At 65.3% G+C, this 24224-nt stretch carries 27 protein-coding genes; 17 read left to right on the top strand and 10 right to left on the bottom strand.

Annotated features, from left to right (window positions below):
• Entirely contained in the window at positions 1-375 is a 375-nt protein-coding gene (locus Q9316_RS10285) for a DUF971 domain-containing protein (RefSeq protein WP_306035067.1), read from the bottom strand.
• 201 nt (positions 376-576) lie between these two features.
• Here Q9316_RS10285 and moaA point away from each other — a divergent pair, with 201 nt between their 5' ends.
• Together moaA and Q9316_RS10295 are read left to right on the top strand one after the other, a co-directional pair.
• Positions 577-1563, top strand: coding sequence for a GTP 3',8-cyclase MoaA (moaA, locus tag Q9316_RS10290; RefSeq protein ID WP_306035271.1), 987 nt, complete (start codon positions 577-579; stop codon positions 1561-1563).
• A 22-nt stretch (positions 1564-1585) separates the two neighbouring features.
• Positions 1586-2224: a DUF1176 domain-containing protein gene (locus Q9316_RS10295; RefSeq protein ID WP_306035068.1), complete on the top strand. Its 639-nt coding sequence runs from the start codon at positions 1586-1588 to the stop codon at positions 2222-2224.
• A gap of 345 nt (positions 2225-2569) precedes the next feature.
• Here the strand turns inward: Q9316_RS10295 and Q9316_RS10300 are convergent, their stop codons facing one another.
• Positions 2570-5113 (bottom strand): methyl-accepting chemotaxis protein, encoded by a 2544-nt coding sequence (locus tag Q9316_RS10300; RefSeq protein ID WP_306035069.1) that lies wholly within the window; start codon positions 5111-5113, stop codon positions 2570-2572.
• Between the two features lie 383 nt (positions 5114-5496).
• On the opposite strand from Q9316_RS10300, the gene Q9316_RS10305 reads away from it, so the two are divergent.
• From Q9316_RS10305 to mobB, 3 genes are all read left to right on the top strand, one after another.
• The gene (locus tag Q9316_RS10305) at positions 5497-6402 is read left to right on the top strand and encodes a DMT family transporter (protein WP_306035070.1); all 906 of its coding nucleotides are present in this window, start codon (positions 5497-5499) and stop codon (positions 6400-6402) included.
• A gap of 71 nt (positions 6403-6473) precedes the next feature.
• Positions 6474-7109, top strand: a complete 636-nt coding sequence (gene mobA, locus Q9316_RS10310) for a molybdenum cofactor guanylyltransferase MobA (RefSeq protein WP_306035071.1) — start codon at positions 6474-6476, stop codon at positions 7107-7109.
• Positions 7106-7624, top strand: a complete 519-nt coding sequence (gene mobB / locus Q9316_RS10315) for a molybdopterin-guanine dinucleotide biosynthesis protein B (RefSeq protein ID WP_306035072.1) — start codon at positions 7106-7108, stop codon at positions 7622-7624. Before mobA ends, mobB begins: the two co-directional genes overlap by 4 nt.
• A 68-nt stretch (positions 7625-7692) precedes the next feature.
• On the opposite strand, the gene Q9316_RS10320 is transcribed toward mobB, so the two are convergent.
• A complete protein-coding gene (locus tag Q9316_RS10320; RefSeq protein ID WP_306035073.1) occupies positions 7693-9873 on the bottom strand; it encodes an OmpA family protein in 2181 nt (726 codons plus the stop codon).
• Positions 9874-10213: 340 nt separating this feature from the next.
• On the opposite strand from Q9316_RS10320, the gene Q9316_RS10325 reads away from it, so the two are divergent.
• The 4 genes from Q9316_RS10325 to Q9316_RS10340 all read left to right on the top strand — a co-directional run bounded on the left by Q9316_RS10325 (position 10214) and on the right by Q9316_RS10340 (position 13212).
• Entirely contained in the window at positions 10214-10999 is a 786-nt protein-coding gene (locus tag Q9316_RS10325; protein ID WP_306035074.1) for an ABC transporter substrate-binding protein, read from the top strand.
• Between the two features lie 169 nt (positions 11000-11168).
• On the top strand, positions 11169-11972 hold the full coding sequence (locus Q9316_RS10330) for an ABC transporter permease (RefSeq protein WP_306035075.1): 804 nt from the start codon (positions 11169-11171) through the stop codon (positions 11970-11972).
• A complete protein-coding gene (locus Q9316_RS10335; RefSeq protein WP_306035076.1) occupies positions 11969-12799 on the top strand; it encodes an ABC transporter permease in 831 nt (276 codons plus the stop codon). The genes Q9316_RS10330 and Q9316_RS10335 overlap by 4 nt, the downstream gene beginning before the upstream one ends.
• Positions 12800-12945: 146 nt before the next feature.
• Positions 12946-13212: an usg protein gene (locus Q9316_RS10340; protein ID WP_306035077.1), complete on the top strand. Its 267-nt coding sequence runs from the start codon at positions 12946-12948 to the stop codon at positions 13210-13212.
• Between the two features lie 12 nt (positions 13213-13224).
• On the opposite strand, the gene Q9316_RS10345 is transcribed toward Q9316_RS10340, so the two are convergent.
• Positions 13225-13953, bottom strand: a complete 729-nt coding sequence (locus Q9316_RS10345; RefSeq protein WP_306035078.1) for a DUF2270 domain-containing protein — start codon at positions 13951-13953, stop codon at positions 13225-13227.
• A 125-nt stretch (positions 13954-14078) separates the two neighbouring features.
• Between Q9316_RS10345 and Q9316_RS10350 the strand changes: the two genes are divergently transcribed.
• From Q9316_RS10350 to Q9316_RS10360, 3 genes are all read left to right on the top strand, one after another.
• Complete coding sequence (locus Q9316_RS10350) at positions 14079-14894, top strand: class I SAM-dependent DNA methyltransferase (RefSeq protein WP_306035079.1); 816 nt, start codon at positions 14079-14081, stop codon at positions 14892-14894.
• A gap of 67 nt (positions 14895-14961) precedes the next feature.
• The gene (locus tag Q9316_RS10355; RefSeq protein ID WP_306035080.1) at positions 14962-15834 is read left to right on the top strand and encodes an NAD(P)-dependent oxidoreductase; all 873 of its coding nucleotides are present in this window, start codon (positions 14962-14964) and stop codon (positions 15832-15834) included.
• A 1-nt stretch (position 15835) separates the two neighbouring features.
• Positions 15836-16210: a hypothetical protein gene (locus Q9316_RS10360; protein ID WP_306035081.1), complete on the top strand. Its 375-nt coding sequence runs from the start codon at positions 15836-15838 to the stop codon at positions 16208-16210.
• Positions 16211-16219: 9 nt separating this feature from the next.
• Here Q9316_RS10360 and Q9316_RS10365 read toward each other — a convergent pair whose 3' ends face one another.
• From Q9316_RS10365 to Q9316_RS10375, 3 genes are all read right to left on the bottom strand, one after another.
• On the bottom strand, positions 16220-16708 hold the full coding sequence (locus Q9316_RS10365) for an Lrp/AsnC family transcriptional regulator (RefSeq protein WP_064329937.1): 489 nt from the start codon (positions 16706-16708) through the stop codon (positions 16220-16222).
• A 66-nt stretch (positions 16709-16774) separates the two neighbouring features.
• A complete protein-coding gene (locus Q9316_RS10370) occupies positions 16775-17413 on the bottom strand; it encodes a uracil-DNA glycosylase family protein (protein WP_306035082.1) in 639 nt (212 codons plus the stop codon).
• 11 nt (positions 17414-17424) lie between these two features.
• On the bottom strand, positions 17425-17991 hold the full coding sequence (locus Q9316_RS10375) for a thermonuclease family protein (RefSeq protein WP_306035083.1): 567 nt from the start codon (positions 17989-17991) through the stop codon (positions 17425-17427).
• Positions 17992-18161: 170 nt separating this feature from the next.
• Between Q9316_RS10375 and Q9316_RS10380 the strand changes: the two genes are divergently transcribed.
• The gene (locus Q9316_RS10380; protein ID WP_306035084.1) at positions 18162-19697 is read left to right on the top strand and encodes a sensor histidine kinase; all 1536 of its coding nucleotides are present in this window, start codon (positions 18162-18164) and stop codon (positions 19695-19697) included.
• Between the two features lie 6 nt (positions 19698-19703).
• On the opposite strand, the gene Q9316_RS10385 is transcribed toward Q9316_RS10380, so the two are convergent.
• Positions 19704-20081 carry a diacylglycerol kinase gene (locus Q9316_RS10385; protein ID WP_306035085.1) on the bottom strand — a complete coding sequence of 126 codons (378 nt, stop codon included), beginning with the start codon at positions 20079-20081 and terminating at the stop codon, positions 19704-19706.
• 102 nt (positions 20082-20183) lie between these two features.
• Entirely contained in the window at positions 20184-21200 is a 1017-nt protein-coding gene (cobT, locus tag Q9316_RS10390) for a nicotinate-nucleotide--dimethylbenzimidazole phosphoribosyltransferase (RefSeq protein WP_306035086.1), read from the bottom strand.
• A 227-nt stretch (positions 21201-21427) separates the two neighbouring features.
• Here cobT and Q9316_RS10395 point away from each other — a divergent pair, with 227 nt between their 5' ends.
• The 4 genes from Q9316_RS10395 to Q9316_RS10410 all read left to right on the top strand — a co-directional run bounded on the left by Q9316_RS10395 (position 21428) and on the right by Q9316_RS10410 (position 23707).
• A complete protein-coding gene (locus Q9316_RS10395) occupies positions 21428-22213 on the top strand; it encodes an adenosylcobinamide-GDP ribazoletransferase (RefSeq protein WP_306035087.1) in 786 nt (261 codons plus the stop codon).
• Positions 22214-22249: 36 nt separating this feature from the next.
• Positions 22250-22471, top strand: coding sequence for a DUF1289 domain-containing protein (locus Q9316_RS10400; RefSeq protein WP_306035088.1), 222 nt, complete (start codon positions 22250-22252; stop codon positions 22469-22471).
• The gene (locus Q9316_RS10405) at positions 22468-23166 is read left to right on the top strand and encodes a retropepsin-like aspartic protease family protein (RefSeq protein WP_306035089.1); all 699 of its coding nucleotides are present in this window, start codon (positions 22468-22470) and stop codon (positions 23164-23166) included. Before Q9316_RS10400 ends, Q9316_RS10405 begins: the two co-directional genes overlap by 4 nt.
• A gap of 61 nt (positions 23167-23227) precedes the next feature.
• Complete coding sequence (locus tag Q9316_RS10410) at positions 23228-23707, top strand: SRPBCC family protein (protein WP_306035090.1); 480 nt, start codon at positions 23228-23230, stop codon at positions 23705-23707.
• 99 nt (positions 23708-23806) lie between these two features.
• Here the strand turns inward: Q9316_RS10410 and Q9316_RS10415 are convergent, their stop codons facing one another.
• A complete protein-coding gene (locus tag Q9316_RS10415; protein ID WP_306035091.1) occupies positions 23807-24184 on the bottom strand; it encodes a VOC family protein in 378 nt (125 codons plus the stop codon).
• Between the last annotated feature and the right edge of the window lie 40 nt (positions 24185-24224).

Raw genomic sequence — 24224 nt, forward strand, 5'->3', positions numbered from 1 at the left:
TTATCGCGGCTTCTCGGATATATCGCGGCTCATGCCCTTCTCCGCAAGCTCCCGCTCATAATCGGCGAAGAGCCCGGCGCCCTTTTCCCCGAGTTCCCTCAGATAGGACCATGTATAGATGCCGGTATCGTGAAAATCGTCGAAGCCGATGCGCACCGCATAGTTGCCCGTCGGCGTCATGGAGATAATCGCGACATTGCGCTTGCCCGGCACGGTCACCTTCTGCCCCGGTCCGTGGCCCTGCACCTCGGCGGAGGGGGAGAGCACGCGCAGAAGCTCGGCGGAAAGGTCGAAGCTCATGCCGTCGTTGAAGGCGACGACGAGACGCTGGCGGTCTTTCGAGACGCGCAGCTCGGTCGGCCAGAGATCGCTCATGCCATTGCCTTTCCCATTCGATTTCGTGAAGGACTATGCCGCAGACCGGGGATGTGCAAGGCTGAAAATGCTGTCATAACTGCCGCATCGGCTTGACGCCGCGCCCCGGGCGCACGACATGTCGGTGATGGAGGATGTGTTTTGAATTCATATGCAGGACCCTTTGGCGGCGCCGACGCGCTTTCGCAGTCCGACGCGCCGATGATCGACCCCTTCGGCCGCGCGATCACCTATCTGCGCGTGTCGGTCACGGACCGCTGCGATTTCCGCTGCACCTATTGCATGGCGGAAAACATGACCTTCCTGCCGAAGAAGGATCTCCTTACGCTCGAAGAGCTGAACCGGCTCTGTTCCATCTTCATCGCCAAGGGCGTGCGCAAGCTGCGCCTGACCGGCGGTGAACCGCTCGTGCGCAAGAACATCATGCATCTGGTGCGCGAACTCGGCCGAAAGGTGCACGACGGCCGCCTCGACGAACTGACCCTGACCACCAACGGCTCGCAACTCGCCAAACATGCCGCCGAGCTTGCCGATTGCGGCGTGCGCCGCATCAACGTCTCGCTCGATACGCTCGACGCGCAGAAGTTCAAGACGATCACCCGCTGGGGCGAGCTTTCCAAGGTGATGGAGGGCATCGACGCCGCACAGGAAGCGGGCCTCAGGATCAAGATCAACGCGGTGGCGCTGAAGGACTTCAACGACCGCGAAATCCCCGACCTGATGCGCTGGGCGCATGGTCGCGGCATGGACCTCACCCTGATCGAGACCATGCCGATGGGCGAGATCGAGGAGGACCGCACCGACCGCTACATGCCGCTGTCGGAAATGCGCGACCGGCTGGCCGAGGACTTCACCCTCACCGAGAACGCCTACCGCACCGGCGGTCCGGCGCGCTACGTCACCGTCGAGGAAACCGGTGGCCGGCTCGGCTTCATCACGCCCATGACGCACAATTTCTGCGAAAGCTGCAACCGCGTGCGCCTCACCTGCACCGGCACGCTCTATATGTGCCTCGGCCAGAACGACGCGGCGGACCTGCGCCTGCCGCTGCGCGCCTCCGAAGACGACGCCCTGCTCTCCCAGGCGATCGACGAGGCCATCGGCCGCAAGCCGAAGGGCCACGACTTCATCATCGACCGCCGCAACCGCCCGGCCGTCGCCCGCCACATGAGCGTCACCGGCGGCTGATCCCGTCGAAAGCGAGGTTCCGGTGAAGCTTTTCCTCTCCGTCCTCCTCTGCGCCGCTCTGCCCTCCATGGCGCTCGCCGCGGAGCGCCCTAAAGGCCTCGCCGCCGCCGAAGCCGTCGCCAAGGCGGCCCTCGGCGCGAATTGCGACATGAACGGCATGGAAGAAGTGCCGATGGCCGGTCCGGACGCGGAAGGCTTCGGCCATGCCGTCTACCGCTTCTCCTACAAGCCCGACTACGACCCGGACGGCGATGCGGTCGAGGCGGAACTCTACCAGCTCTTCTGCGGCTCCGGCGCCTACAACATCCGCAACGCCTTCGTGCTGAAGACCAGCGACGACGAAACGCCCCAGCTCATCGCCTTCGCCATGCCCGATCTCGATTACGGCTACACGGATGACGAGCGCAACAGGCTGAAGGCCAAGCCGAAGGTGCGCGGCTTCCGCGCCACCGCCCTGCTGGTCAATGCCGCCTTCGACGAAAAGACCCGCACCATCAGCAGCCACACCGCTTGGCGCGGCATCGGCGACGCCTGGGATGCCGGTCAATGGACTTTCCGCAACGGCGATTTCACGCTCATCCGCTTCGAGGTCGATCCGACCTATGGCGATCAGGACCCGTCAGCGCCGGAAAGCTACGTGGTGTACGAGGCAGGCAAGTAGGGAGGCGGCGCACTCCACCGCCCACAATTTCCGCCACCCTCTCCTCCACCCGCGATTTCCGCCCCCTCTCCTTCGCTCGCAATTTCCGCCACCCTCTCTTCCGTCATGCCGGCCTTGAGCCGGCATCCAGCAACCGCGCGTCTGCGCGGCGAGGGACTCACTCTTCGCGGTTGGCGATGAAGGGTCTCCCGCGCCGCAGACGCGGCGCGGCTGGATGCCGGCTCAAGGCCGGCATGACGGAAGAGAGGTTGCGGACTTTTGTCCCTTGTCTATCGGAGAGGAAGGCAGTCTGCAAAAAATAGACGGCCGGGCTTTCGCCCGGCCGCGTTCGTTTCGCGCAACCCCTCACGCCGCGTAGGTCTGGCCATAGCCCCCATCGGGCCGGGCGTCGAGGTCGCGTGTCTTGAAGTGGTCGATCTTCTCGTTGAGGTTCTGCACGCGGCGGCGCAGGCCGTGGATTTCGGCGGTGTTCTCCTCCACCATCGCTGCGTTCTGCTGCGTGATGAGCTCGACCTGGCTCACCGCTTGGTTCACCTCGTTGATGCCTTCGTACTGGGCCGCGGCGGCGGCCTCGATCTTGCCGACCAGCGTGTGGATCGACGAGATGTGCTCGTTGATGACGCTCAGCGCCTCGCCGGTCTCGGTGACGAGCGCCACACCGTTCCTGACCTGCGCCGAGCTTTCCGAGATCAGGCCCTTGATCTCGCGGGCGGCCCCGGCGCAACGCTGGGCAAGCTCGCGCACTTCCTGCGCGACCACCGCAAAGCCGCGTCCCGCCTCCCCGGCGCGCGCTGCCTCGACGCCGGCGTTAAGCGCCAGAAGGTTCGTCTGGAAGGCGATCTCGTCGATGACGCCGATGATCGTGCTGATCTTCTCCGAGGAGCGGTTGATCTCGCCCATGGCATCGACCGCCTTTGCCACCACCTCGCCGGAGCGCCGGGCGTAGCTGTGTGTCTCATCGACGGAGACGGCGGTCTTCTGCGCGCTTTCGGCCGTCGAGCGGACGATTTCGGTGAGCTGGCGCAGCGCGCGCGAGCTTTCCTCCAGCGCGGCCGCCTGCTGCTCCGTGCGGCGGGCGAGGTCGTCGGCGGAGGCGGCAAGGTTGCCGGTGCCGCCGTTGATCTCCATCGTCGTCGCGCGCACGTCCGAAAGGGTCGCGCGCAACGCCTCTACCGCATTGTTGTAGGTGCGGGCCATGGCGACATATTCGGCTGCCAGCGCCTCCGTCATGCTCTCCTCCAGATTGCCGGCGGCAAGCTGGCCGAGCACGTCGGAGAGCGCGGTCAGCGCCTCGGTCTGCTCCGCCTCGATGCGGGCGCGCTCGCTTGCGCGACGGGCCTGTTCCTCGGCCGTCAGCTGGCGCTGGGCTTCCGCCTCCTGCTCCAGCCGGACGTTTTCGCGTGCCGCATCGCGGAACACGGCGACCGAGCGAACCATGTCGCCGATCTCGTCGCCGCGGTTGCGGCCGTCGATGCTGATGTCGAGATCGCCGCTGGCGAGCCGCGACATGGCTTCGGTGACGCGCTTCAGCGGGCCGCGCAGCGTCTCGACCAGCATCAGGCCACCGATGATGGCGAGCAGCGTGCCGGCAACCATCGCGATGATCGAGACGTTGGCCGAGCGCTGGCTGTCCTTCTTGCCGGCTTCCTGGGCGCTGGAAACGAACTGTTCAAGCGTCTGGCTGGCATCGGCGACCGAGGCGGAAGCCGCGATGCGCGCCGCCTGCCACTTCTCACCGACGGAAATGAGATCCTGCGTACCCTGCTCGATCTTGGCCAGCGACGGGGCAAGTTTCTGCGAAAGGTCGCGCAGCGCCGCATTCTTCGCGCCGAGCTTGGCGAGCTCGCCAGCGCTTGCGGAAACGGCCTTCACATCGGCGAGCACGAGATCGCGGCTCGTCTGGTCGAGCTTGCGGTGCAGCTCGCTGATATGCAGACGCGTTTCGTCGATGCCCTTGAACGTGTCGCCCATCAGCGTGATCAGCGTCTTCAAGAGCGCGATCTCCGCATCCATGCCGACGAAGCGCTTGGCGGCCGTGTCGGAGTTCTTGCCGGCCTCCTTGAGGAAGTCGGCGTCGAATTTCGTCAGCTTGCTCAGCACCGGCGCGAACTTCGTTTTCTTGGTCTCGGCATCGTCGCCGCTGGCCAGGATTTCCTTCACCGCGGCGATTTCCGTCTCGAACGGCTTGATCTGCGCCAGCGCTTTCGAGGAAGCGATCGCCTTGGATTCGTCGAGTTGCTTCAGGAGCTGCGGCAGGTAGGTCTGAGCCGCCTTCACCTTGTCCTCCGCCTTCATCGCCAGCGCGACGGGCTTGCGGAACTTGCCGATGCGCTCGGCAAGGCCCTGATAGGCGGCGGCGTCGAAGAGCAGCGCCTTGGCGAAGGCTTCCTTCTCGCCCGATTCGCTGCGGATGACGCCAATCTGCTTTTCGGCGAATTCGCCGTCCTTGGCCATCGCCGCCAGCGCGCCTTCAAGGTCGGCGGTGACGGCATTGCGTTCCTGATCGATGGACCAAAGCGTCTCGGTCTGGCCACGCATGGTCGCCGCGAGCGCGACGACCGAGGCGATCTTGGCCTTTTCCGCCGCGTCGGGCAGCAGGGCGTCGAGGTCCTGGATACCGGCCTCCTGCTCGTCGATCCGCGCGCCCAGCGCATCACGCGTCTCCTGCCCGGGCCGATCCACGAAGTCCTGCAATCCCGTGCGCAGGTTCTGGAAGTGCGAGAGGCTGTTGATCGTCTCGCGCGTGACCGTCATGTGGCCGTTCAGCGTGCTCGCGGTGAAATAGCCGACAAGGCCGATGCCCGCGATGAGCGCGACGAGAGGGATGACGAACAGCAGCACCTTTGTGACGATGCGGCGCTGCTGGAGCAGGCGGTCGATGAAGGACATGGGTTCCCCGACGTATTTTTGACGACCAAGATCCCCGCGGGTGTCTCAAAGCCGAAGCGGCCGCTCATGCTCGCCTTGCGAGCGCGGCCGTTTTTTGCTGTCGGGGCTTCGGCCGATCTTCCATCAGGCGGCGCGCCCTCACCCGTCGCATCATGCGATCGTTCAATGGGATGACGTAACGATAGGTTGGGAAACTTAATGAAACCCTTCGGGGAAGCGGCAGCAATTCAGGCTGTTGCGCCGGAAAAATCATACCATTGCGCCCGAAATCGCGCCATTTGCCCACGCTTTCGGCACCCACCCCGATTGTTCCAGGCGAACCGGTGATGGCAAGCCGCCCCTATTGGTCCTATGAGGGAGGAAGACAGGTTGGAATCACCCGCATGAACTCGTTCGGAAATGCCAGGGGCGCGCTCTTCATGGTCATCGCCATGGCGGCCTTCACCTGCAACGATGCCCTCGTCAAATCCGTCACCCATGCCATGAACACCGGGCAGATCCTGTTCGTGCGCGGCCTGATGACGAGCATCCTCGTCCTTGTCATCGCCAAGTGGATGGGCGCGCTCGGCTCCTGGCGGGTCATCCTGCAGCCCGCCGTCGCGCTGCGGCTTTCGGCCGAGATCCTCGCCTCGCTCGCCTATGTTTCCGCCCTCGGCGCCATGCCGCTCGCCAACACCTCCGCCATCCTGCAATCCCTGCCGCTCGCCGTGACGCTGGGCGCCGCGCTCTTCCTCGGCGAAAAGGTCGGCTGGCGGCGCTGGCTCGCCATCACCGCCGGCTTCGTCGGCGTGCTCATCGTCATCCGCCCGGGGCCGGACGGCTTTTCGCTCGCCGCGATCTACGTCATCGCCTCGGTCGTCGGCGCGGCGGCGCGCGATCTCGCCACGCGGAAAATCAGGAGCGACGTTCCCTCCCTCTTCATCAGCGCCGTCACGGCGATCGCCATCACCGTCGTCGGCGGCGCGCTCGTCGTGCCGATGGGCGGCTGGCAGCCGATGCCGCTCGACGTGCTGGGCCGGCTGGCCGGCGCAAGCGTGCTGCTGCTGGTCGGCTACCAGACGATCGTCAACGCCATGCGCTTCGGCGAGATTTCCTTCATCGCGCCCTTTCGCTATACAAGCCTCATCTGGGCCATCGCCATCGGCTTCCTGTTCTTCGGCGAATTGCCCGATTTCTGGATGACGGTCGGCATCGCGATCATCGTCGCCTCAGGCCTCTACACCTTCTACCGTGAGAACCGCCGCAGCGCGAAAGCCGTCGCGCAAGGATCCAAGCCGGAATCCCCGTGACATCGTAAGCGCTTGCCGTCACAGGCAGCACCGACTAGACCCTTTACCGACGAGTTTGTCGGGAGAGCGAGATGGCACTGACGGAGGCGATACCGGGCGTGATCCTGGCCGGCGGCCTGTCCTCGCGCATGGGGCAGGACAAGGCGCGCATCCGGCTCGGCGGCGCATCCCTCATCGACCGCGCCGCGCGGCGCCTGCGCCCGCAGGTCTCTGCGCTCGCCGTCAATGCCAACGGTCCCGTCCTCTTCGAGCCCGGCGAGGAACTGCCTGTCTTCGCCGACCTCGACGCCACGAGGTCCGGCCCGCTCGGCGGCGTGCTTGCCGCCCTCGATCACACGAAGCGCGGCCACCCCGACGCGAGCCACGTCGCCACCGTGCCGACTGACAGCCCCTTCTTCCCGGGCGATCTCGTCGCGCGGCTGTCGCGCGCCGTCGATATGCCCGAGCGCATCGTGGCCGCCCGTTCGCCGAGCGGCCCGCACCCCGTCTTCGCGCTCTGGCCCGTTGCGCTCATGGACGACCTTGCCGAATGGCTTGCCAGCGGCGGGGCGCTGCGCGTGCGCAGCTATCTGGAGCGCCACCAGGCGCGGGAGGTCGCCTTCCCCATGGTCGAAACGCCGCGCGGCGATTTCGACCCCTTCTTCAACATCAACACGCCGGACGATCTCGACGCGGCGGAAAACTGGCTTTGGGTGCTCGAACGATGACGCGACCGAAAATCTTCGGCATTGCCGGCTGGAAGAATTCCGGCAAGACCGGCCTTGCCGTCCGCCTCGTTGCGGAACTCGTGACGCGCGGCTACCGCGTCTCGACCATCAAGCACGCCCACCACGATTTCGACATCGACAAGGTCGGCGCCGACAGCTACCGCCACCGGCAGGCGGGTGCCCATGAGGTCACCATCGTCTCCGGTACGCGCTATGCCATCATGCACGAGCTGCGCGGCGCACCAGAACCCTCCTTCGAGGAAATCCTCGCCCGCCTCGCCCCCTGCGACCTCGTGCTGATCGAGGGCTACAAGCGCGAGCCGATCCCGAAGATCGAGGCGCGCCGGCTGGAGGCGGCCAACCGCACGCCGCTTGCGCCTGAGGACCCGCACATCGCCGCCATCGCCGCCGATCATGCGGTGCCGGACACGGCCCTGCCCGTCTTCGACCTCGACGACACCGCGGCCATCGCCGATTTCGTCGTCGCGATCACCGGCCTGACGAAACCCGCCTGACGGCCATCGACAAAACACGCAAGGCCGCGGGATTTCTCCCGCGGCCTTGCGCATTCATGCCCGTGCGATCAGTTCGCGCTGGCGACCGGGCGGATCAGCGTCGTCACGCGGCGAATGGTGACGCGGCGGTTCTGCTGTTCTGCGGTCTCGGTGCGAACCTTCAGGAAGCGTTCGCCATAGCCCTGCGTCTGCAGGTTTTCCGGCGGAATGCCGTAGACCTCGGTGAGCAGGCTTGCGACCGAATCGGCGCGCTGGTCGGACAGGACGAGGTTCGACTTGTCCGAGCCGACGGCATCCGTGTGGCCTTCGATCAGGAAGGTCTCGCCCGGATCCTTGTCCAGCACCTTCTGCATCGCATCGGCGACCTTGCGCAGGGTACGGGCCTGCGACATCGGCACTTCCGCGCTTCCGGTCGCGAAGGTCACGGTGTCGAGGTCGATGCGGCGCACCTTGTCACGCAGGCGGGCGGAGTGCTTCACCTCGTTGATCGTGTAGACGCGCTCGACACGCTCGACCGGCGGCTCGGCGAGGAAGTCGTAGTAGTCGCGGTCCGGATCGCTAGACGTGTCGATGATGTAATCGCGCACCGGGATGCGCAGGCGCATCGGCGGCAGCTCGTAGCCGACGTCAACGAAATCGGGACGCGGCGAATCGTCTTCCCGTTCCGGCGCATAGACGAGGATGTATTCCCGCCCGTCACGGCCCACTCGCGAGCGCTGGATGATATCGCCGTAGCGGTTGTAGATCGTCACGATCTGGACGCCGCCCGGACGCGTGATGGTCTCGCGAACGCGGCCGCGGGCGAGGTTGTCGTAATAGACCTCTTCCGAATCCCGGCGCAGGCGCGGACGGTCGTCGCCGCGCACGACGAGCTGGTTGCCGACCTCGAGGACGGTGCGGTTGTCGATCTGCTCGACCACGTTCACCTGGGTGACGCTGTTGTCGATCGTCGTGTTGTTGTTGTTGACGGTGTTATTGACCGTATTGTTGTTGACGATCGTATTGTTCACGATGGTGTTATTGACGATATTGGTCGTCTGCGGCACCTCGAAGACCGGAGCGGCATCGAGACGCTCGCCATCTTCCTTGATCGCGGCCTCGATCTTCTGCGGCACGGCCTCGCGCACCTCTTCGGAGATCGCGGCCTGCGCCGAAACGTCCGTTTCCGGCAGCGGAGCGGTCTCTTCCTCGGCGCGCAGTTCCTCGCGCTTCTTGCGGCGTTCTTCGCGGCTCGTCTGGCCGCCCGCATTGTCGGCATCCTTGTCGCTGTCGAGCACCGCGGCGCCGTTCTCGACCGGCAGCACGACCGTTTCGTCGGTCTGGCCCGGATCTTCGGCGATTTCCTGCTTCTGCTCCTCCGTCAGCGTGTCGACCACTTCCGGCACCGGCTCGGTTACCGGCGTCTCGCCGGTTTCAGCGGTCGAAGGCTGCTGTTCCGTGCCGGTTTCCGTCGCGGGCTGGTCCGTCCCGGTCTCGGCCGTGGAAGGCTGCTGCTCGGTGCCGCCCTCGGTCGTCGCCGGCTGTTCCGTGCCCGTCTCCGCGGTGGAAGGCTGCTCCGTACCGGTCTCGGCCGGGGTTTCCTCGCCGGCTACCGCCGGCTGCTCGCCCTCGGCAGGCTGTTCGGCCTGCTGTTCCTCGGCCGGCTGCTGCGGCTGTTCTTCGGTCTGCTGCTGCTGCTGTTCTTCGGCAGCCTTCTGCTCTTCTGCGGCCTTTTGCTCGTCCGCCTGACGCTGGGCGTCCTCGGCCGCCTTCTGTTCTTCGGCGGCGCGCTGGGCTTCCTCTTCGGCAGCCTTCTGCTGCTCTTCAGCAGCCTGCTGCTCTTCCGCGGCCTTCTGTTCCTCGGCCTGGCGCTGGGCGTCCTCGGCGGCCTTCTGCTCTTCCGCGGCGCGCTGGGCTTCTTCCTCGGCAGCCTTCTGCTGCTCTTCCGCCGCGCGCTGGGCCTCCTCTTCGGCGGCCTTCTGCTGCTCTTCGGCGGCGCGCTGGGCTTCCTCTTCGGCAGCCTTCTGCTGTTCCTCGGCCTGGCGCTGCTGCTCCTCGGCGGCGCGCTGGGATTCTTCTTCCGCCGCGCGCTGCTGTTCCTGCTGCTGTTGCAGGAGCAGTTCTTCTTCGCTCGGCTGGCCCTGGTCCGAGCTCTCCTGCGCAACCTCGAAAGGCTTCATCAGGGCATCGGCGAGCGCCGGCGTCGCGATCAGCGAGGCCGAAAGCACCGGGAGTGCCACGGTTGCAAAAAGTTTTGAGCGGAAAGTCATCGTTCTGTCCTCACGGTGTCCCGTCTGTTGCATCGAGAGCTGCCTGCCGGCTCTTGCGGCCGGTCGGCAAAACATTCGTCTTCGTTTGAAGGCCTAGCCAGATGCGCCTGAACACCGGCTGAACAACCTTCTGTTGACCGACGAGATAGGTCACGCCCCCGGCATAGCCAGAGGCGAACGGGAAATTGTCGGGGAAACGGGGCGGAATGACGGCGGAATACCAGTTGATTTTTTGGCGGAAACCGGTCGATTATCCGGCCCAAGCGGGCAGCCCTGCCCGCTTCCCATCAAGGCCCGGACAAGAAGAAAAACCGGTGAGCCTTCAACTGAGAGGACCAACATGCGGATTTCCAAACGTTTCACGCTCGCAGCTTCGGCTGCGGTGATCGCCCTCTTCGCCTCGTCTGCTGCGATGGCGGACGGCGAGAAGATCGTGATCGGCACGGAAGGCGCCTACCCGCCCTTCAACAATCTCGAATCGGACGGCACGCTGACCGGCTTCGACGTCGACATCGCCAAGGCGCTCTGCGAGGAGATGAAGGCCGAGTGCACCTTCGTCACGCAGGACTGGGACGGCATCATTCCCGGCCTGATCGCCAAGAAGTTCGATGCGATCGTCGCGTCCATGTCCATCACCGCCGAGCGCAAGCAGCAGGTCGACTTCTCCAAGAAGTACTACAACACGCCGCCGGCCATCATCGTGCCGAAGGATTCCGAGATCAAGGAAGCCACCCCGGAAGCGCTTGCCGGCAAGTCGCTCGGCGCGCAGGGCTCCACGACCCATTCCAACTATGCCGAAGCGCATATGAAGGACGCCGACATCAAGATGTATCCGACGGCTGACGAGTACAAGCTCGACATCGCCAACGGCCGCATCGACGCCGCCATCGACGACGTGGTGGTGCTGTCCGAATGGCTGAAGACGGAAGCCGGCGCCTGCTGCAAGCTGCTCGGCACGCTGCCGATCGACCCGGTCATCAACGGCGAAGGCGCCGGCATTGCCGTGCGCAAGGGCGAAACCGCGCTGGCCGACAAGTTCACCGCGGCGATCGCGGCGATCCGCGAGAGCGGCAAGTACCAGGAAATCAACGCCAAGTACTTCCCCTTCGACGTCTACGGCGACTGATAGACGACCGATCGGCGTCATGCGGGTTTTTTCTGACCCCATCACCAGAATGCACGGGCGGGAGGGCTTGCTCTCCCGCTCCTTTTGTTTGAGAACTTGAGCATAACAAAATGAAAGGCGCAGGCAGCGCCTGAACAAGAAGCGCAAAGCGCACGGGGGTTTTATTGGCATGAGCGGGTTCTTCTCCGCCATCGTCGAGGCGGTATCCGCATTTCTGGGGATCATCGATCCCCTCTGCGGGCCGGTCGGCATCTTCAACCTTTTCGCGGGCAAGACGCTCCTGGCATGCGGCGACGCGGGCTGGGGCGACGAGATCGCCTTCGGCTTCCTCGTAACGGGAAGCCTTGCCGTCGCGACGCTGCCCGTCGGCCTCGTCATGGGCTTCTTCATCGCGCTCGCCAAGCAATCGGAAGAGCGCTCCCTGCGGCTTTCGGCCAATATCTACACCACGCTCTTCCGCGGCCTGCCGGAGCTGCTGACGCTCTTCATCATCTATTATGGCCTGCAGATCCTCGTGCAGAATGCCGCAACCGCCATCGGCTATGAAGGCACGGTGGAGATCAACGCCTTCTTCGCCGGCATGATCGCGCTCGGCATCGTCTTCTCAGCCTATTGCTCGGAAGTGCTGCTGTCGGCCTTCAAGGCCATTCCGCGCGGCCAGTATGAAGCGGGCTACGCGCTCGGCCTGCACAAGGGGCGCACGATGCAGCGCATCATCCTGCCGCAGCTCATCCGCGTCGCCCTTCCCGGCCTCGGAAACCTCTGGATGGCGCTGCTCAAGGACACCGCCCTCGTCTCCGTCATCGGCCTGCCGGATATCCTGCGCCAGACGAGCGTGGCGGCCCGCGTCACCAAGGAAGCCTTCGAGTTCTACGCCATCGCCTGCCTGCTCTTCCTCATCCTCGCCTTCCTGTCCTCGCTGGTCTTCTCCAGCATCGAGACCTGGGCCAAGCGTTCGGAGGCCGCGCGATGAGCTTCGTCACCACCCTCATCCCGCCGCAGGACCCGCCGCCGGCCCCCGCAAAGGCCTTCACCGCCAGCCGCTTCTTCGGCAACATCTTCATGGGCGTCTGGCTCGCGCTGACCGTCGGTATCTTCCTGATGATCGTCGGCGGCTGGGATCCAGAGAAGTTCACCAAATACGGCCCGAGCTATCTCTCCGGCCTCGGCGTGACCCTCCTGCTCGTCGGGCTCTCCGTCGTGCTCGGCGGCCTCATCTCGCTGCCGCTCGCCTTCGCGCGCATGTCGAAGAACCCGGTCTTCTCGTGGATCGCCTACGGCTACGTCTACTTCTTCCGCGGCACACCGCTGCTGACGCAGCTCTTCCTCGTCTATTACGGCCTCGGCAGCTTTTCCGCCGAACTCAAGGCCTGGGGCCTGTGGTGGTTCTTCCGCGACGCCTGGAACTGCGCGCTCCTCACCTTCACGCTCAACACCGCCGCCTACCAGGCCGAGATCCTGCGTGGGGCTATCGAGAGCGTGCCACGCGGCCAGCACGAGGGCGCCGCCGCCCTCGGCCTGCCGAAGAAGATCGCCTTCTTCAAGATCATCCTGCCGCAGGCGCTGATCGTGGCACTGCGCCCCTACGGCAACGAGATCATCCTGATGATCAAGGGCTCGGCCATTGTCGCCATCGTCACGGTGCTCGACCTGATGGGCGAGACCCGCCGCGCCTTCTCGCGCACCTTCGACTATCAGGCCTATCTCTGGGCCGCGCTGATCTATCTCCTCATCGTGGAGCTGCTGCGCAACCTCTGGGCCTGGCTGGAAGCGCGCCTGACACGCCACCTGAAGCGATAGCAAGAAGTTGGCAGCACTCGATCAGATGAGCTGCCAGCATCCTGTTTTGAAAGAAATATTTTCGCCGCCGCTTGCGAATTAAGCTTCCATTAACCTTGCGGGCGCTCAATCATAGGGACCATCATTCATCACGCGATGAGGTCCCCATGACGAACGACATGGCAATGCAGCTCAAGGGCTACGGCATGACGACGGCCCAGATCCTCTACCGCATGCCGGATCACCCGCAACTCCTGCAGACCTATATCTGGCAGCACTACGACCTTGCCCCTGACTTCCCGGAGATGAAGGGTTTCCTGAAATTCTGGCAGGAAAAGCTGGATGGCCCGCTCCACTCGGTCCGCTACGTCCACCGCCGCCTGATCTCGGCGACGGAATGGCGGGCGCTGAAGGGCGAGTTCATCCTCAACTGACAGGCCCAGCCGTCAGACGTGCACGGATCCGTGCGCAAGCTCGGTATCCGACATGTCGACCTTGAGCGAAAAATACGCGATGGCGGCGTAGAAGAGCACCACGAGGCCGATCACCACGAGGCCGGGCACTGGCCCGAGCGCCGCATTGGCCACCACATGCTCCAGCGCGAGCGTCATGTCCCTGCCCGCCGTCGCCGGCCGCTGCAAGGTCGAGGACGAGATCTTAAGCGCCCAGGCCAAGAGCAGGATGAGGTAGAGCCAGCAGTAGTTGCGCCGCAGCCGCCGACAGGCCGCATCCCGGTAGCTGATCAGGAATTCGGGCTTGCGCAGGCTCTTGGCGATCGGCGCCGCCCAGTCCTGGTCGAGCTGGCCGCGCGGATTGAGGATTTCGGCGAAATAGAACCGCTCGAGCTGGCGCACCCGCGCGCGGTAGACGTCGAAGAAGCGGTAGCGCCGCGCCTCGATGATCAGCAGCAGCGTCACCAGCAGCATGGCGAAGAGCAGCACGCCGTGATGCGAGGTCGGCGTCGAGAGCGAGACCGACAGCAGCGCCGCCACGACGGTGATCGCCCAGTTCGAGGTGCGGTCGATCCTGTCGCGCCAGCCGGCCATGCGCGAGAGCTCGCCGCGATAGTAATGCACCATCGTGTTGATCGTTTCCATCGGCGTCGCAGGCAGGCCGGGGCTGCCGGTTCGTCTGGCGTCGTTGGACAGCGACAGGGGGGACATATCGGCGGGCATGTCGTTCCTCCAATTGTCTTTTTGGTCTTGAAGGAGATCATGCGCCTCTTTCGGCAATTGATAAATGCCTATCTGCACGCAAGCCCCGCATTGCCAAAGCAACGCCCGGACCTTAAGAGACCGCCATGAAGAAGATCGATGAAGATGCGCTCGCGGAAGCCTATAACCGCGCCCTTTCGCTGGAGAAGTCCGGCGAGTTCGATGCCGCCGCCAGGGCCTATGCCGACGTGTTGGCGCTCGACCCGGAGGACCATGGCGGCGCGGCCGTGCGCCTTGCCTCGATGGGCCGCGGCGACACACCGGAAAAGGCTCCCGACGCCTATGTCGCCACCCTCTTCGACCAGCATGCCGAGGTCTTCGACAGTGTGCTCGTCGACCAGCTCGGCTATTGCGTGCCGCTGCTCGTGCGCCAGCGTTTTCAAGCTCTTGATATGGGACCGTTCAAGCGTGTGCTCGATCTCGGCTGCGGCACGGGCCTGACGGGCGGCGCGCTGCGCGACATGGCCGAGGACATCACCGGCGTCGATCTGTCGGAGAACATGGTCGAGATCGCCCACGAGAAGGATCTCTACGAAACGCTCTACGTCGCCGAAGCCGTCGATTTCCTCGACGACAACGAGGACGAGCCCTTCGACCTCATCACCGCGACGGACGTGCTGCCCTATCTCGGCGCGCTCGAACCGCTCTTCTTCGGCGCCGCCGACAATCTCGTGCCCGGCGGCCACTTCATCTTCTCCTCCGAGACGCTGCCGGTGGAAACCTTTGCCGGCCGTCCCTTCATGGTCGGCCCGCACCAGCGCTTCGCCCACGCCGCCGACTATGTGCGCCAGCGCCTCGACGAGACCGGCTTCGACCTCGTCGAGATCACCGACATCACCGTGCGCATGGAAGAAGGCGAGCCGATCGCCGGCCATCTCGTGCTCGCGAAACACCGCGGCTGAAGAGAAACACTTTCGCCCAAAACAATCATCCGCTACACCACTGCCAGCAATTGCAGGAGGTTACGGCATGGCAAAGGTTGCGTTCATCGGTCTCGGCGTCATGGGCTATCCCATGGCAGGCCATCTCAAGGTCAAGGGCGGCCATGAGGTCGCGGTCTACAACCGCACCTTCGCCAAGGCGGAAAAATGGGCCGCCGAGTTCGGCGGCACGGCGTTCCGCACCCCGGCGGAAGCCGCCGGGGACGCCGATTTCGTCTTCACCTGCGTCGGCAATGACGACGACCTGCGCTCCGTCACGGTGGCGGAGGACGGCGTGCTCGACGGCATGAAGCCGGGCACGATCCTCATCGACAACACCACCGCCTCCGCCGAGGTCGCCCGCGAGCTCGACGCCGCCGCGAGGGCCAAGGGCTGCCATTTCATCGACGCGCCCGTCTCGGGCGGCCAGGCCGGCGCGGAAAACGGCGTGCTCACCGTCATGTGCGGCGGCGAGCCCGATGTCTTCGAAAAGGCGAAGCCCGTCATCGACGCCTATTCCCGCATGGTCGGCCTGATGGGCCCCGCCGGCAGCGGCCAGCTCAGCAAGATGGTCAACCAGATCTGCGTTGCCGGCGTCGTGCAGGGTCTCGCCGAGGCCATCCATTTCGGCAAGCAGGCCGGCCTCGACATGGAAGCGGTCATCGAGGTCATATCCAAGGGCGCGGCCGGCTCCTGGCAGATGGACAACCGTCACAAGACGATGATCGCCGGAAAATACGATTTCGGCTTTGCCATCGACTGGATGCGCAAGGATCTCGACATCATCCTCTCGGAAGCCCGCCGCAACGGCGCAAAACTCCCGGTCACCGCGCTCATCGACCAGTTCTACGGCGACGTGCAGGAAATGGGCGGCAACCGCTGGGACACGTCCTCGCTGCTCGCGCGCCTCGAACGGAAATAGCATGCCGTTCCACCGCGCCGCCTTGGCCCTCGCCGCACTCGCCGCCGCCGCCTCTCCGGCCTGCGCCGACGATGCGGACCGTCAGGCTCTCGCAACGGCGCTGCATCGCAAGATCGCGCAATGCTGGACCGTCCCGGCGAACCTGCCGGCCCATGTAACCGCCATCAAGGTGAGGTTTTCGCTGACGCAGGCCGGCGAGCTCGACGGTTCGCCGGTAATCGAAGGCCCGGTCGGCGGCGATCCCGCGACAAAGGCCTTCGCCGCCGGCGCCATCCGCGCCGTGGTGCGCTGCGCCCCGTTCACGGACCTCGCGCGGCTCGCGCCCTATGATGCCTGGAAGAATGTCGTGGCCAATTTCAAGCGGCCGGAAGAATAAGGCGGCGCCCTATTCCTCGCCGCTCTTCTGGTTGTCCACCACCATGTAGTCGAGCGGCAGTTCCGTTGTGTATTTGATCTGCTCCATCGCGAAGGCCGAGGATACGTCGCGGATCTCGATGCGGGCGATCATGCGCTTGTAGAAGGCGTCATAGGCGGCGATGTCGGGCACGACGACGCGCAGCAGGTAGTCCACCTCGCCGCTCATGCGGTAGAATTCGACGACCTCCGGAAACTCGACGATCACCTCGGAAAACCGCTTCAGCCATTCCGTGGAATGGGCGTTGGTGCGGATTGAGACGAAGACCGTCACCTTGGTGTTGATCTTGACCGGATCGAGCAGCGCGACGCGCTTGCGGATCACGCCGTCCTCTTCCATCTTCTGGATGCGCCGCCAGCACGGCGTGGTCGAGAGCCCTACCTTCTTGGCAAGGTCCGCCACGGCGAGTGTGGAATCTTCCTGCAAGAGGCGCAGGATTTTGCGGTCCAGACGATCCATCGATTTTCCTCACGAAATTTAATTCCCTCATATAGCCATATCCGGGCAAATTGAAAGAATTGCATTTCATTGCGTAAGGGTTTTCACCCGGTTTCGCAACTTCGGCACCACCTCGTCCTCGAACCAGGGATTGCGCTTCAGCCAGGCCGTGTTGCGCCAGCTCGGATGCGGCAACGGCAGCACGGCCGGCCCTTCGTTGCGGCCGAGATGCCGGCGCCAATCGCGCACCGTCTCCGTCATGCTTGAAGCTCTGGCCTTACCGAGATGCCAGGCCTGCGCATATTGGCCGATCGCCAGCACCAGCTCGATCTGCGGCATGGCGGCAATCACGCGTCCGCGCCAGAGCGGCGCGCATTCCCGTCGCGGCGGCAGGTCGCTGCCGTGGGCGTCGTAGCCCGGAAAACAGAAGCCCATCGGCACGATGGCGAATTTCGCGGGGTCGTAAAAATCCTCCCGCGTCACATCAAGCCAGGTGCGCAGCCGGTCGCCCGACGCGTCGTTGAACGGCAGCCCGCTTTCATGCACCCGCAGCCCCGGCGCCTGTCCGGCGATGAGGATGCGCGCCGTATCCGAGAGGACGGCGACAGGCCGGGGCTCGTGCGGCAGGAAATCCCCTTCCCGCGCCGGCCTGTCGCGACAGAGCCGACAGGCCGCGATCGCCGCGCGAAGCGCCGCAATGTCGCCGGGAGATTTGCCGTCGTCCATCACGCCGTCCGTCAATTCAGCCCCAGGGTTTCCAGAATGCCGCCGACAATGCCAGGTTCCGCCTCGTGGGCGACTTCCTGCGGCCGGCCGTTGATCCGGCGCCACTGCTGCGGCATGTCGAATTCGGCGCCCCACAGTCCCTTGCGTTCCGCCTTGGCGAACTGTTCCTCATCCTCGTAGCCGCCATAGGCGACGGCAAGGCCCTCGCGCACCATGCGCTCGCCGAGATCGCCGGCCGCGGTTTCGCAGCGCGCCAGCCAGCGGTCGTATTTGTCCTTGCCCTGCGTCCGGCAGGTGACCGGCCCCGCCCTCAAAAGTTCGGCGAGCCGCGAGCGCGCGCCGACGCCGCAGCGCCACTCCAGCCCGTCCCGCTTGCAGACCTGCATCATTTCCGGCGTGTCGATGCCGACAAGGCGGATGCGGTGCCCCTCCAGCGTCAGCGTGTCGCCATCGGCGGCCCGCGCGGTACCGGTGACCGTCTCCGTGCTCTCGCCGCCGACGCGGGCGACGACCAGCGCCGTCAGCGCCAGGATCGCCACCGCCATGCCGACATCGCGCGCCCGTCTGGAAAAACCCATGGAACCCCGTTCCTTGAAGCTGATTCTTTATGTCCAGTCCTATGCCGGACCCTAGCGGAATTCACGCTACGGGAAATATCGGAATGGTTCGCAAATGGTTTATGCGCGGCAGCATCTTCTTAAGGATTGGCCCCTAGAATTCGACGCTGTCCGCAACAGTTGCAACCGTGATGAGTACCGGCGTCAGTACCTCGACCGACAAGATCATCGTCGACAAGTCGCGCAGCCTTCGCAACAAGGCTGTCACGCGAACCGTCCGCGCGACCCGCGAACGGCTGCAGACGGCGACCGGCACCTCGCCGGGCTTCGAGCGCGAGATGATGCAGCTCCATGTCGAGTCGGTGGCGCAGGGCGCCCTCGCCGTGCCCCTGGTCATCATGCTGATCGCGGCGGGCGGCATCTACCTCACGCAGGAGATCGGTCTCGTCGCCTGGGCGGTCCTGGCGCTCAGCGTGCACGCGCTCGGCATGCTCGTCGCGCGCCGCGCGCGCAGCCAGGACATCACCGGCGAAAACGTGCGCCGCTGGCAGCGCCGGTTCCTCCTCGCGCAGGCGCTGATGGGCGTCGCCTGGGCAGCCTTCGCGCTGCAAGGCTGCGGCCGCTGCTCCGGCGTCACCTTCGAATTCTACAAGGGCTCCTCGCTACTCGTCGCGCTCGCCGTGACCGCCATGAGCACGCTGATGCTGCGACATGCCATCGTTTGGGCCTTCGCGCCGACCGTCGCCGCGCTGGCCGTATCGGCGCTGCTGCGCCCGGACCCCGCGACCGTCGGCATGACGGCGATCATCTCAGCCGCCCTCGCCTTCCTCGTCTTCATGACCCATCGCCTGCGCCACACCAGCGCGCAGCTCCTCTCCTCCCAGTCGGAGAAGGACGACCTGATCGCCGAGCTGGAAGTGGCCAAGTCCATGTCGGACGAGGCCCGCCGCCGGGCGGAAGAGGCGAACCTTGCCAAATCCCGCTTCCTCGCCTCCATGTCGCACGAGCTGCGCACGCCGCTGAACGCCATCCTCGGCTTTTCCGAGGTCATGTCGACGGAAGTGCTCGGCCCGCTCAACAACCCGGTCTACAAGGAATACACGTCGGACATCCACCGCTCCGGCCAGCACCTCCTCAACCTCATCAACGAAATCCTCGACCTGTCGCGCATCGAGGCCGGCAAATACGATCTGTCGGAGGATTCGGTGCACCTCGTCGATATCGCCGAGGATTGCATCGGCATGGTGCAGCTTCGCGCGCGGGCCAAGAACATCGCCATTTCCGAACAGGTCGAAAGCGGCATGCCGGCCGTCTGGGCGGATGAGAAGGCGCTGCGTCAGGTCATCCTGAACCTGCTCTCCAACGCCGTGAAATTCACGCCCCAGGGCGGCGAGATCGTCGTCAAGGCCGGCTGGACGGCCGGCGGCGGCCAGTACGTCTCCATCAAGGACAACGGCCCCGGCATTCCGGAAGACGAGATCCCCGTCGTGCTCTCCGCCTTCGGCCAGGGCTCCATCGCCATCAAGAGCGCCGAGCAGGGCACCGGCCTCGGCCTGCCGATCGTCCAGGCCATCCTCGCCAAGCACAATGGCGAATTCATCCTGAAATCGAAGCTGCGCGAAGGCACGGAAGTCATCGCCATCCTGCCGGCCAAGCGCGTGCTCCAGAGCCTGCCCGCCGTCACGGAAACGCAGGCCGTCGCCCCCCGCCGCAAGAGCTTCGCCTGATCCCGCTCAGATGAACTTGGAAATCACCACATAGCCGGCATAGCCGGCATTGGCGATGATCAGGCAGAAGACGGCGAAAGAGCCGAGGTCCTTCGAATGCTTGCCCATCTCGGAGATTTCCGGCGACACCCGGTCGACGATCTCCTCGATCGCCGTGTTGAGCGCCTCGAAGGCGACCATCAGCAGGAACAGGATCGCCATCGCCACATACTGGAAGAACGAGGCGCCGACGATGGTGAAGATCACCATGGCGACGCCGAAGGCGATCAGTTCGTGCCGGAAGGCCGATTCGCCCAGCAGCCGGCGCGCACCGCCGGCCGAATAGGTCGCCGCGGCGATCAGGTGGCTGAAGCCCGTCTTTTTCTCGATTGGTGCCTGACCCATTCCAACATCCTGCTCTCGTCGCGCCCATGGAGCATGCCCGTGCGACGGGAATGCTCCAGGGCTCTCAATTCATGCCATTTAGGCTTTTTGCCGGCCGCGCCGTCAGGTTCTGTTGCTGACACCCGCCTGCGCGAAGGTCGCCATGCCGGAATGGCAGGCCGCCGCCGCCTTGACGATGCCGGCGGCAAGCGCCGCGCCGGTGCCTTCGCCAAGCCGCATGCCGAGCGCGAGCAGCGGCGTCTTGCCGAGTTTCTCGATCGACTTCAGGTGCCCCGGCTCGGCCGAGACGTGGCCGATCAGGCAATGGTCGAGCGCGGAGGGGTTGGCGGCGCGCAGGATCGCACCCGCCGCCGTCGCCACGTAGCCGTCGATGATGACGGGGATCTTCTGCATGCGGGCGGCGAGGATCGCGCCGGCCATCGCCGCGATCTCACGCCCGCCGAGGCGGCGCAGCACTTCGAGCGGATCGGAAAGATGGTCGCGGTTGAGCTCGACGGCTTTCTGGACGGCGGCGATCTTGCGCTGCAGCACCTCGCCCTCAGAACCCGTGCCCGGACCGACCCATTCCTCCGCCGTGCCGCCGTAGAGCGCAAGGTTGATCGCGGCGGCGATGGTCGTATTGCCGATGCCCATCTCGCCGATGCACAGGAGGTCCGTACCACCGGCGACGGCTTCCATGCCGAAGGCCATGGTGGCCGCGCAGTCGCGCTCGCTGAGCGCCGGCTCTTGCGTGATGTCGGCGGTCGGATAGTCGAGCGCGAGGTCGAAGACCTTGAGGCCAAGGTCGTGCGTCACGCAGATCTGGTTGATCGCCGCGCCGCCGGCCGCAAAATTCTCCACCATCTGCGCGGTAACGGAGGACGGAAAGGGCGTGACGCCCTGTTTGGTGACGCCGTGGTTGCCGGCGAAGATCGCCACCAGCGGGCGCGTCACGGCCGGCGGACGGCCGGTCCAGGCGGCGAGCCAGAAGGCGATTTCCTCGAGCCGGCCGAGCGCGCCCGGCGGCTTGGTGAGCTGCGAATCCCGCTCGCGCGCCGCCACCAGCGCGGCCGAATCGGGGCCCGGCAGGTTGCGCAGCAATTCACGAAAATCATCGAACGGCAGGCCGCTGGCACTCATCTTGGGCAATTCCTTGCTTGGGGCTTTCAAAGGCGGGTGTTTGGTGTCTTCTGAAGCAAAGGGGTTTACGCAGTTCCGGACGCAAAACCGCTGCGCACTTTTGCTGGAACTGCTCTAATAGAGGCAGGGCGCGAATCCGACAACCGCATTTGCGGCGGCTTGCGTCGCCCTTTCGTCACAGGGCAATCGCAACGCATGCAATCGTTTCGTCTTCGGAAAGAATCACAGTGACGGCAATCCAGGACTTCATCGACGACACGGCACGCTCGGTCGCTTTCCTCTCGCGCGTGCCGGTGCCGCAGCGCCACTTCGCGGACTATGACGGGCGCCTGTCGCGCGCCGTGCGGGCCTTTCCACTGGCCGGCGTGCTGATCGTGCTGCCCGCCGCGGCGCTCGCCGCCCTCCTGTCGGCCGTCCACGCGCCGCCCCTGCTCCTCGCCTTCGCCGCGCTCGCCCTGCAGGTGCTCGTCACCGGCGCCCTGCACGAGGACGGGCTTTCCGACAGCGCCGACGGCATCGGCGGCGGTCGGGACCGCGACAGCGCGCTTGCCATCATGAAGGACAGCCGCGTCGGCTCCTACGGCGTCGTCGCGCTCGTGCTCTCCTTCGGCCTGCGCGCCGCGGCCATCGCCGCGCTCGCCGCCGTCCTCACGCCCTCCGGCCTCGGCATGGCGCTGCTCGGCGTCGCCGCCGCCAGCCGCACCGCCATGGTCTGGCACTGGTCGCTGCTGCCGCCCGCCCGGCGCGACGGCGTCGCCGCCTCGGTCGGCGAACCGGAGAGCCGCGCCACCCTTTTCGCACTGGCGAGCGGCATGCTGATCGCCGCGCTGCTGCTCCTGCCGCATGCCACGCTTCCCGCCATCCTCCTTGCGCTCGCCGCCGCCGTCCTCGCCGTGCTCGTCTTCAACCGCATGGCCCTCGGCAAGATCGGCGGGCATACCGGCGATACGATCGGCGCGACGCAGCAGCTCGCGGAAATGTCAGTGCTCTTCGCCCTTGCCTTGGCGCTCTGAGCCGCCGATATAAGGAAGACAACACCCGGAGACGCGATGGAATCGCCCTGCATTCTCGTCTGTTCGATCGACATGGTGACCGGCTACTGTTTCGGCTGCGGCCGCACGCGCGACGAGATCGGCGCCTGGACGCTCTATAGTTCGGAGGAGCGCCGCGCCATCATGGCCGCGCTTCCGGCGCGGCTCGAAACCGTCGAGCGCAAGCCGCGGCGCGAGACCCGCCGCACGCGCATGGCGCGGGAGCGCGGCGAGACATGAGGCTCTATATCCTGCTCGGCATCCTTGCCATCGGTCTTGCGGCGCTGATCCTCAACCACGACAGCGGCCGCACGATGGGCATGGACAACAACGATTTCGGCCGTCTCGTCACCCTCTCGGCGATCGCCACGATGATGGCGGCGGGCGTTCTGGCCGGCCGGCGGCAGATCGGCGACAGCCTTCGCCAGGCCGGCATCTGGCTCGTGATCATTCTTATCCTCGTCACCGGCTATCTCTACCGCTTCGACCTGCAACAGGTCGGCAGCCGCCTGACCGCCGGCCTCATTCCCGGCCGCGCCGTCATCACGACAGGCGTCGGCGGCGAGCAGATCCTCGTCATCCACAAGGGTATTTCCGGCCATTACGAGACCGAGGTGACGATCGACGGCACGCCGCTGCGCATGCTGGTCGATACCGGCGCCAGCTCCGTCGTGCTCTCCTACGACGACGCCATGCGGCTCGGCATCAACCCCGACAATCTCGTCTACTCGATCGACGTCTCCACCGCCAACGGCCGGGCGCGCGCCGCCCCCGTCACGCTGCGCGAGGTCGCCATCGGTCCCATCCTGCGCGGCACGATCCGCGGCATGGTCACCGAACAGGGCCGCCTCGACCAGAGCCTTCTCGGCATGAGCTTCCTTGAAACCCTCGGCTCCATCGAGATCACGCGCGACGAGCTGCGGCTGAAGGACTGAGCCCCACGCCCTTTCGGGTTGGGTCGCGACGACGCGCGTACGACACGGAAAAGGAGACGGCATGAGCCCGAAGCCCACCGGCCACGTTCTTGGCAACGACCTCATCCTCACGCGCACGTTCCGCGCGCCCATAGACGATGTCTGGATGAGCGTGACGAAATCCGATCGCACCGCGCTCTGGTTCGGCCGTTGGGAGGGGGACGCCGGACCGGGCAAGACCGTGCGGCTGCAACTCACCCATGAGAAGGACCAGCCGTGGTCCAATGTGACGATCGAGGAATGCGAAGCGCCGCGCCGGCTGGTCGTCTCGATGAAGGACGATTACGGCGACTGGCGCCTCGAGCTGACATTGACGCAGGCCGGCGACACGACCGAGCTGCGCTTCGTGCAGCGCCTGAGCGACCGGCAGCTTGCGGGCGATGTCGGGCCAGGCTGGGAATATTACCTCGACATGCTGGTCGCGACACGCGAAGGCAAGGCATTGCCGTCATTCGCGGACTACTACCCGTCGCAGAAGGCGTATTACCTGGACGGCGCTTGACCGCCGGGATGTGTCGCGGCGAGCTGCGCCTGAAAGGCTGATGTTCCGCGGCAAAGGAGAACGGGGCGGACGATGCCCACCCCGTTCCATCGGCCTGCCCTAGATCCGCTGCCCCACATCGATGCGGTTGCCGTCCGGATCCTCGAACACGAACGCCCTGAGGCCGTAGTCCTTGTCCTGAAGACGCTTGATGATCCTCACGCCGTAGCGCTGGCAGGTCGTGTACAACCCGTTTGCATCGTCCACCATCAGATGGGCGACGTTGAAGTTCGCAGCCTCGTGCGCGGGCTGGAGCGTGAGATGCAACTCCCCCTCGTCGCGCTTCAGGATCATGAAGCCGACGGGATTTCCATTCTCGAAAACTTTCGAAAAACCGAAGACGCGCGTGTAGAAGTCGTGGGCCTTGGCCATGTCCTTGACCGGCAGCATGGCCGCAATTCGTCCGAATCGGACACCGTGATCGGCGATGACGTTCATCGCAGAACCTCCGTTTGCGACGGTGCAGCACAGCGCCGGG

Origin of the sequence: Shinella zoogloeoides (assembly GCF_030733845.1) — a bacterium.
GTDB lineage: Bacteria > Pseudomonadota > Alphaproteobacteria > Rhizobiales > Rhizobiaceae > Shinella > Shinella zoogloeoides_C.

Bases quoted from the DNA above. Each gene is read 5' to 3' on its own strand.
- Q9316_RS10410 (WP_306035090.1), top strand. From the start codon at position 23,228: ATGAGCCCGAAGCCCACCGGCCACGTTCTTGGCAACGACCTCATCCTC.
- Q9316_RS10375 (WP_306035083.1), bottom strand. From the start codon at position 17,991: ATGGGTTTTTCCAGACGGGCGCGCGATGTCGGCATGGCGGTGGCGATC.
- mobB (WP_306035072.1), top strand. From the start codon at position 7,106: ATGACGCGACCGAAAATCTTCGGCATTGCCGGCTGGAAGAATTCCGGC.
- Q9316_RS10300 (WP_306035069.1), bottom strand. From the start codon at position 5,113: ATGTCCTTCATCGACCGCCTGCTCCAGCAGCGCCGCATCGTCACAAAG.
- Q9316_RS10320 (WP_306035073.1), bottom strand. From the start codon at position 9,873: ATGACTTTCCGCTCAAAACTTTTTGCAACCGTGGCACTCCCGGTGCTT.
- Q9316_RS10305 (WP_306035070.1), top strand. From the start codon at position 5,497: ATGAACTCGTTCGGAAATGCCAGGGGCGCGCTCTTCATGGTCATCGCC.
- Q9316_RS10350 (WP_306035079.1), top strand. From the start codon at position 14,079: ATGAAGAAGATCGATGAAGATGCGCTCGCGGAAGCCTATAACCGCGCC.
- Q9316_RS10335 (WP_306035076.1), top strand. From the start codon at position 11,969: ATGAGCTTCGTCACCACCCTCATCCCGCCGCAGGACCCGCCGCCGGCC.
- Q9316_RS10370 (WP_306035082.1), bottom strand. From the start codon at position 17,413: ATGGACGACGGCAAATCTCCCGGCGACATTGCGGCGCTTCGCGCGGCG.
- cobT (WP_306035086.1), bottom strand. From the start codon at position 21,200: ATGAGTGCCAGCGGCCTGCCGTTCGATGATTTTCGTGAATTGCTGCGC.
- Q9316_RS10365 (WP_064329937.1), bottom strand. From the start codon at position 16,708: ATGGATCGTCTGGACCGCAAAATCCTGCGCCTCTTGCAGGAAGATTCC.
- Q9316_RS10355 (WP_306035080.1), top strand. From the start codon at position 14,962: ATGGCAAAGGTTGCGTTCATCGGTCTCGGCGTCATGGGCTATCCCATG.
- Q9316_RS10360 (WP_306035081.1), top strand. From the start codon at position 15,836: ATGCCGTTCCACCGCGCCGCCTTGGCCCTCGCCGCACTCGCCGCCGCC.
- mobA (WP_306035071.1), top strand. From the start codon at position 6,474: ATGGCACTGACGGAGGCGATACCGGGCGTGATCCTGGCCGGCGGCCTG.
- Q9316_RS10400 (WP_306035088.1), top strand. From the start codon at position 22,250: ATGGAATCGCCCTGCATTCTCGTCTGTTCGATCGACATGGTGACCGGC.
- Q9316_RS10405 (WP_306035089.1), top strand. From the start codon at position 22,468: ATGAGGCTCTATATCCTGCTCGGCATCCTTGCCATCGGTCTTGCGGCG.
- Q9316_RS10330 (WP_306035075.1), top strand. From the start codon at position 11,169: ATGAGCGGGTTCTTCTCCGCCATCGTCGAGGCGGTATCCGCATTTCTG.
- Q9316_RS10385 (WP_306035085.1), bottom strand. From the start codon at position 20,081: ATGGGTCAGGCACCAATCGAGAAAAAGACGGGCTTCAGCCACCTGATC.
- Q9316_RS10325 (WP_306035074.1), top strand. From the start codon at position 10,214: ATGCGGATTTCCAAACGTTTCACGCTCGCAGCTTCGGCTGCGGTGATC.
- moaA (WP_306035271.1), top strand. From the start codon at position 577: ATGATCGACCCCTTCGGCCGCGCGATCACCTATCTGCGCGTGTCGGTC.
- Q9316_RS10415 (WP_306035091.1), bottom strand. From the start codon at position 24,184: ATGAACGTCATCGCCGATCACGGTGTCCGATTCGGACGAATTGCGGCC.
- Q9316_RS10345 (WP_306035078.1), bottom strand. From the start codon at position 13,953: ATGCCCGCCGATATGTCCCCCCTGTCGCTGTCCAACGACGCCAGACGA.
- Q9316_RS10285 (WP_306035067.1), bottom strand. From the start codon at position 375: ATGAGCGATCTCTGGCCGACCGAGCTGCGCGTCTCGAAAGACCGCCAG.
- Q9316_RS10340 (WP_306035077.1), top strand. From the start codon at position 12,946: ATGACGAACGACATGGCAATGCAGCTCAAGGGCTACGGCATGACGACG.
- Q9316_RS10380 (WP_306035084.1), top strand. From the start codon at position 18,162: ATGAGTACCGGCGTCAGTACCTCGACCGACAAGATCATCGTCGACAAG.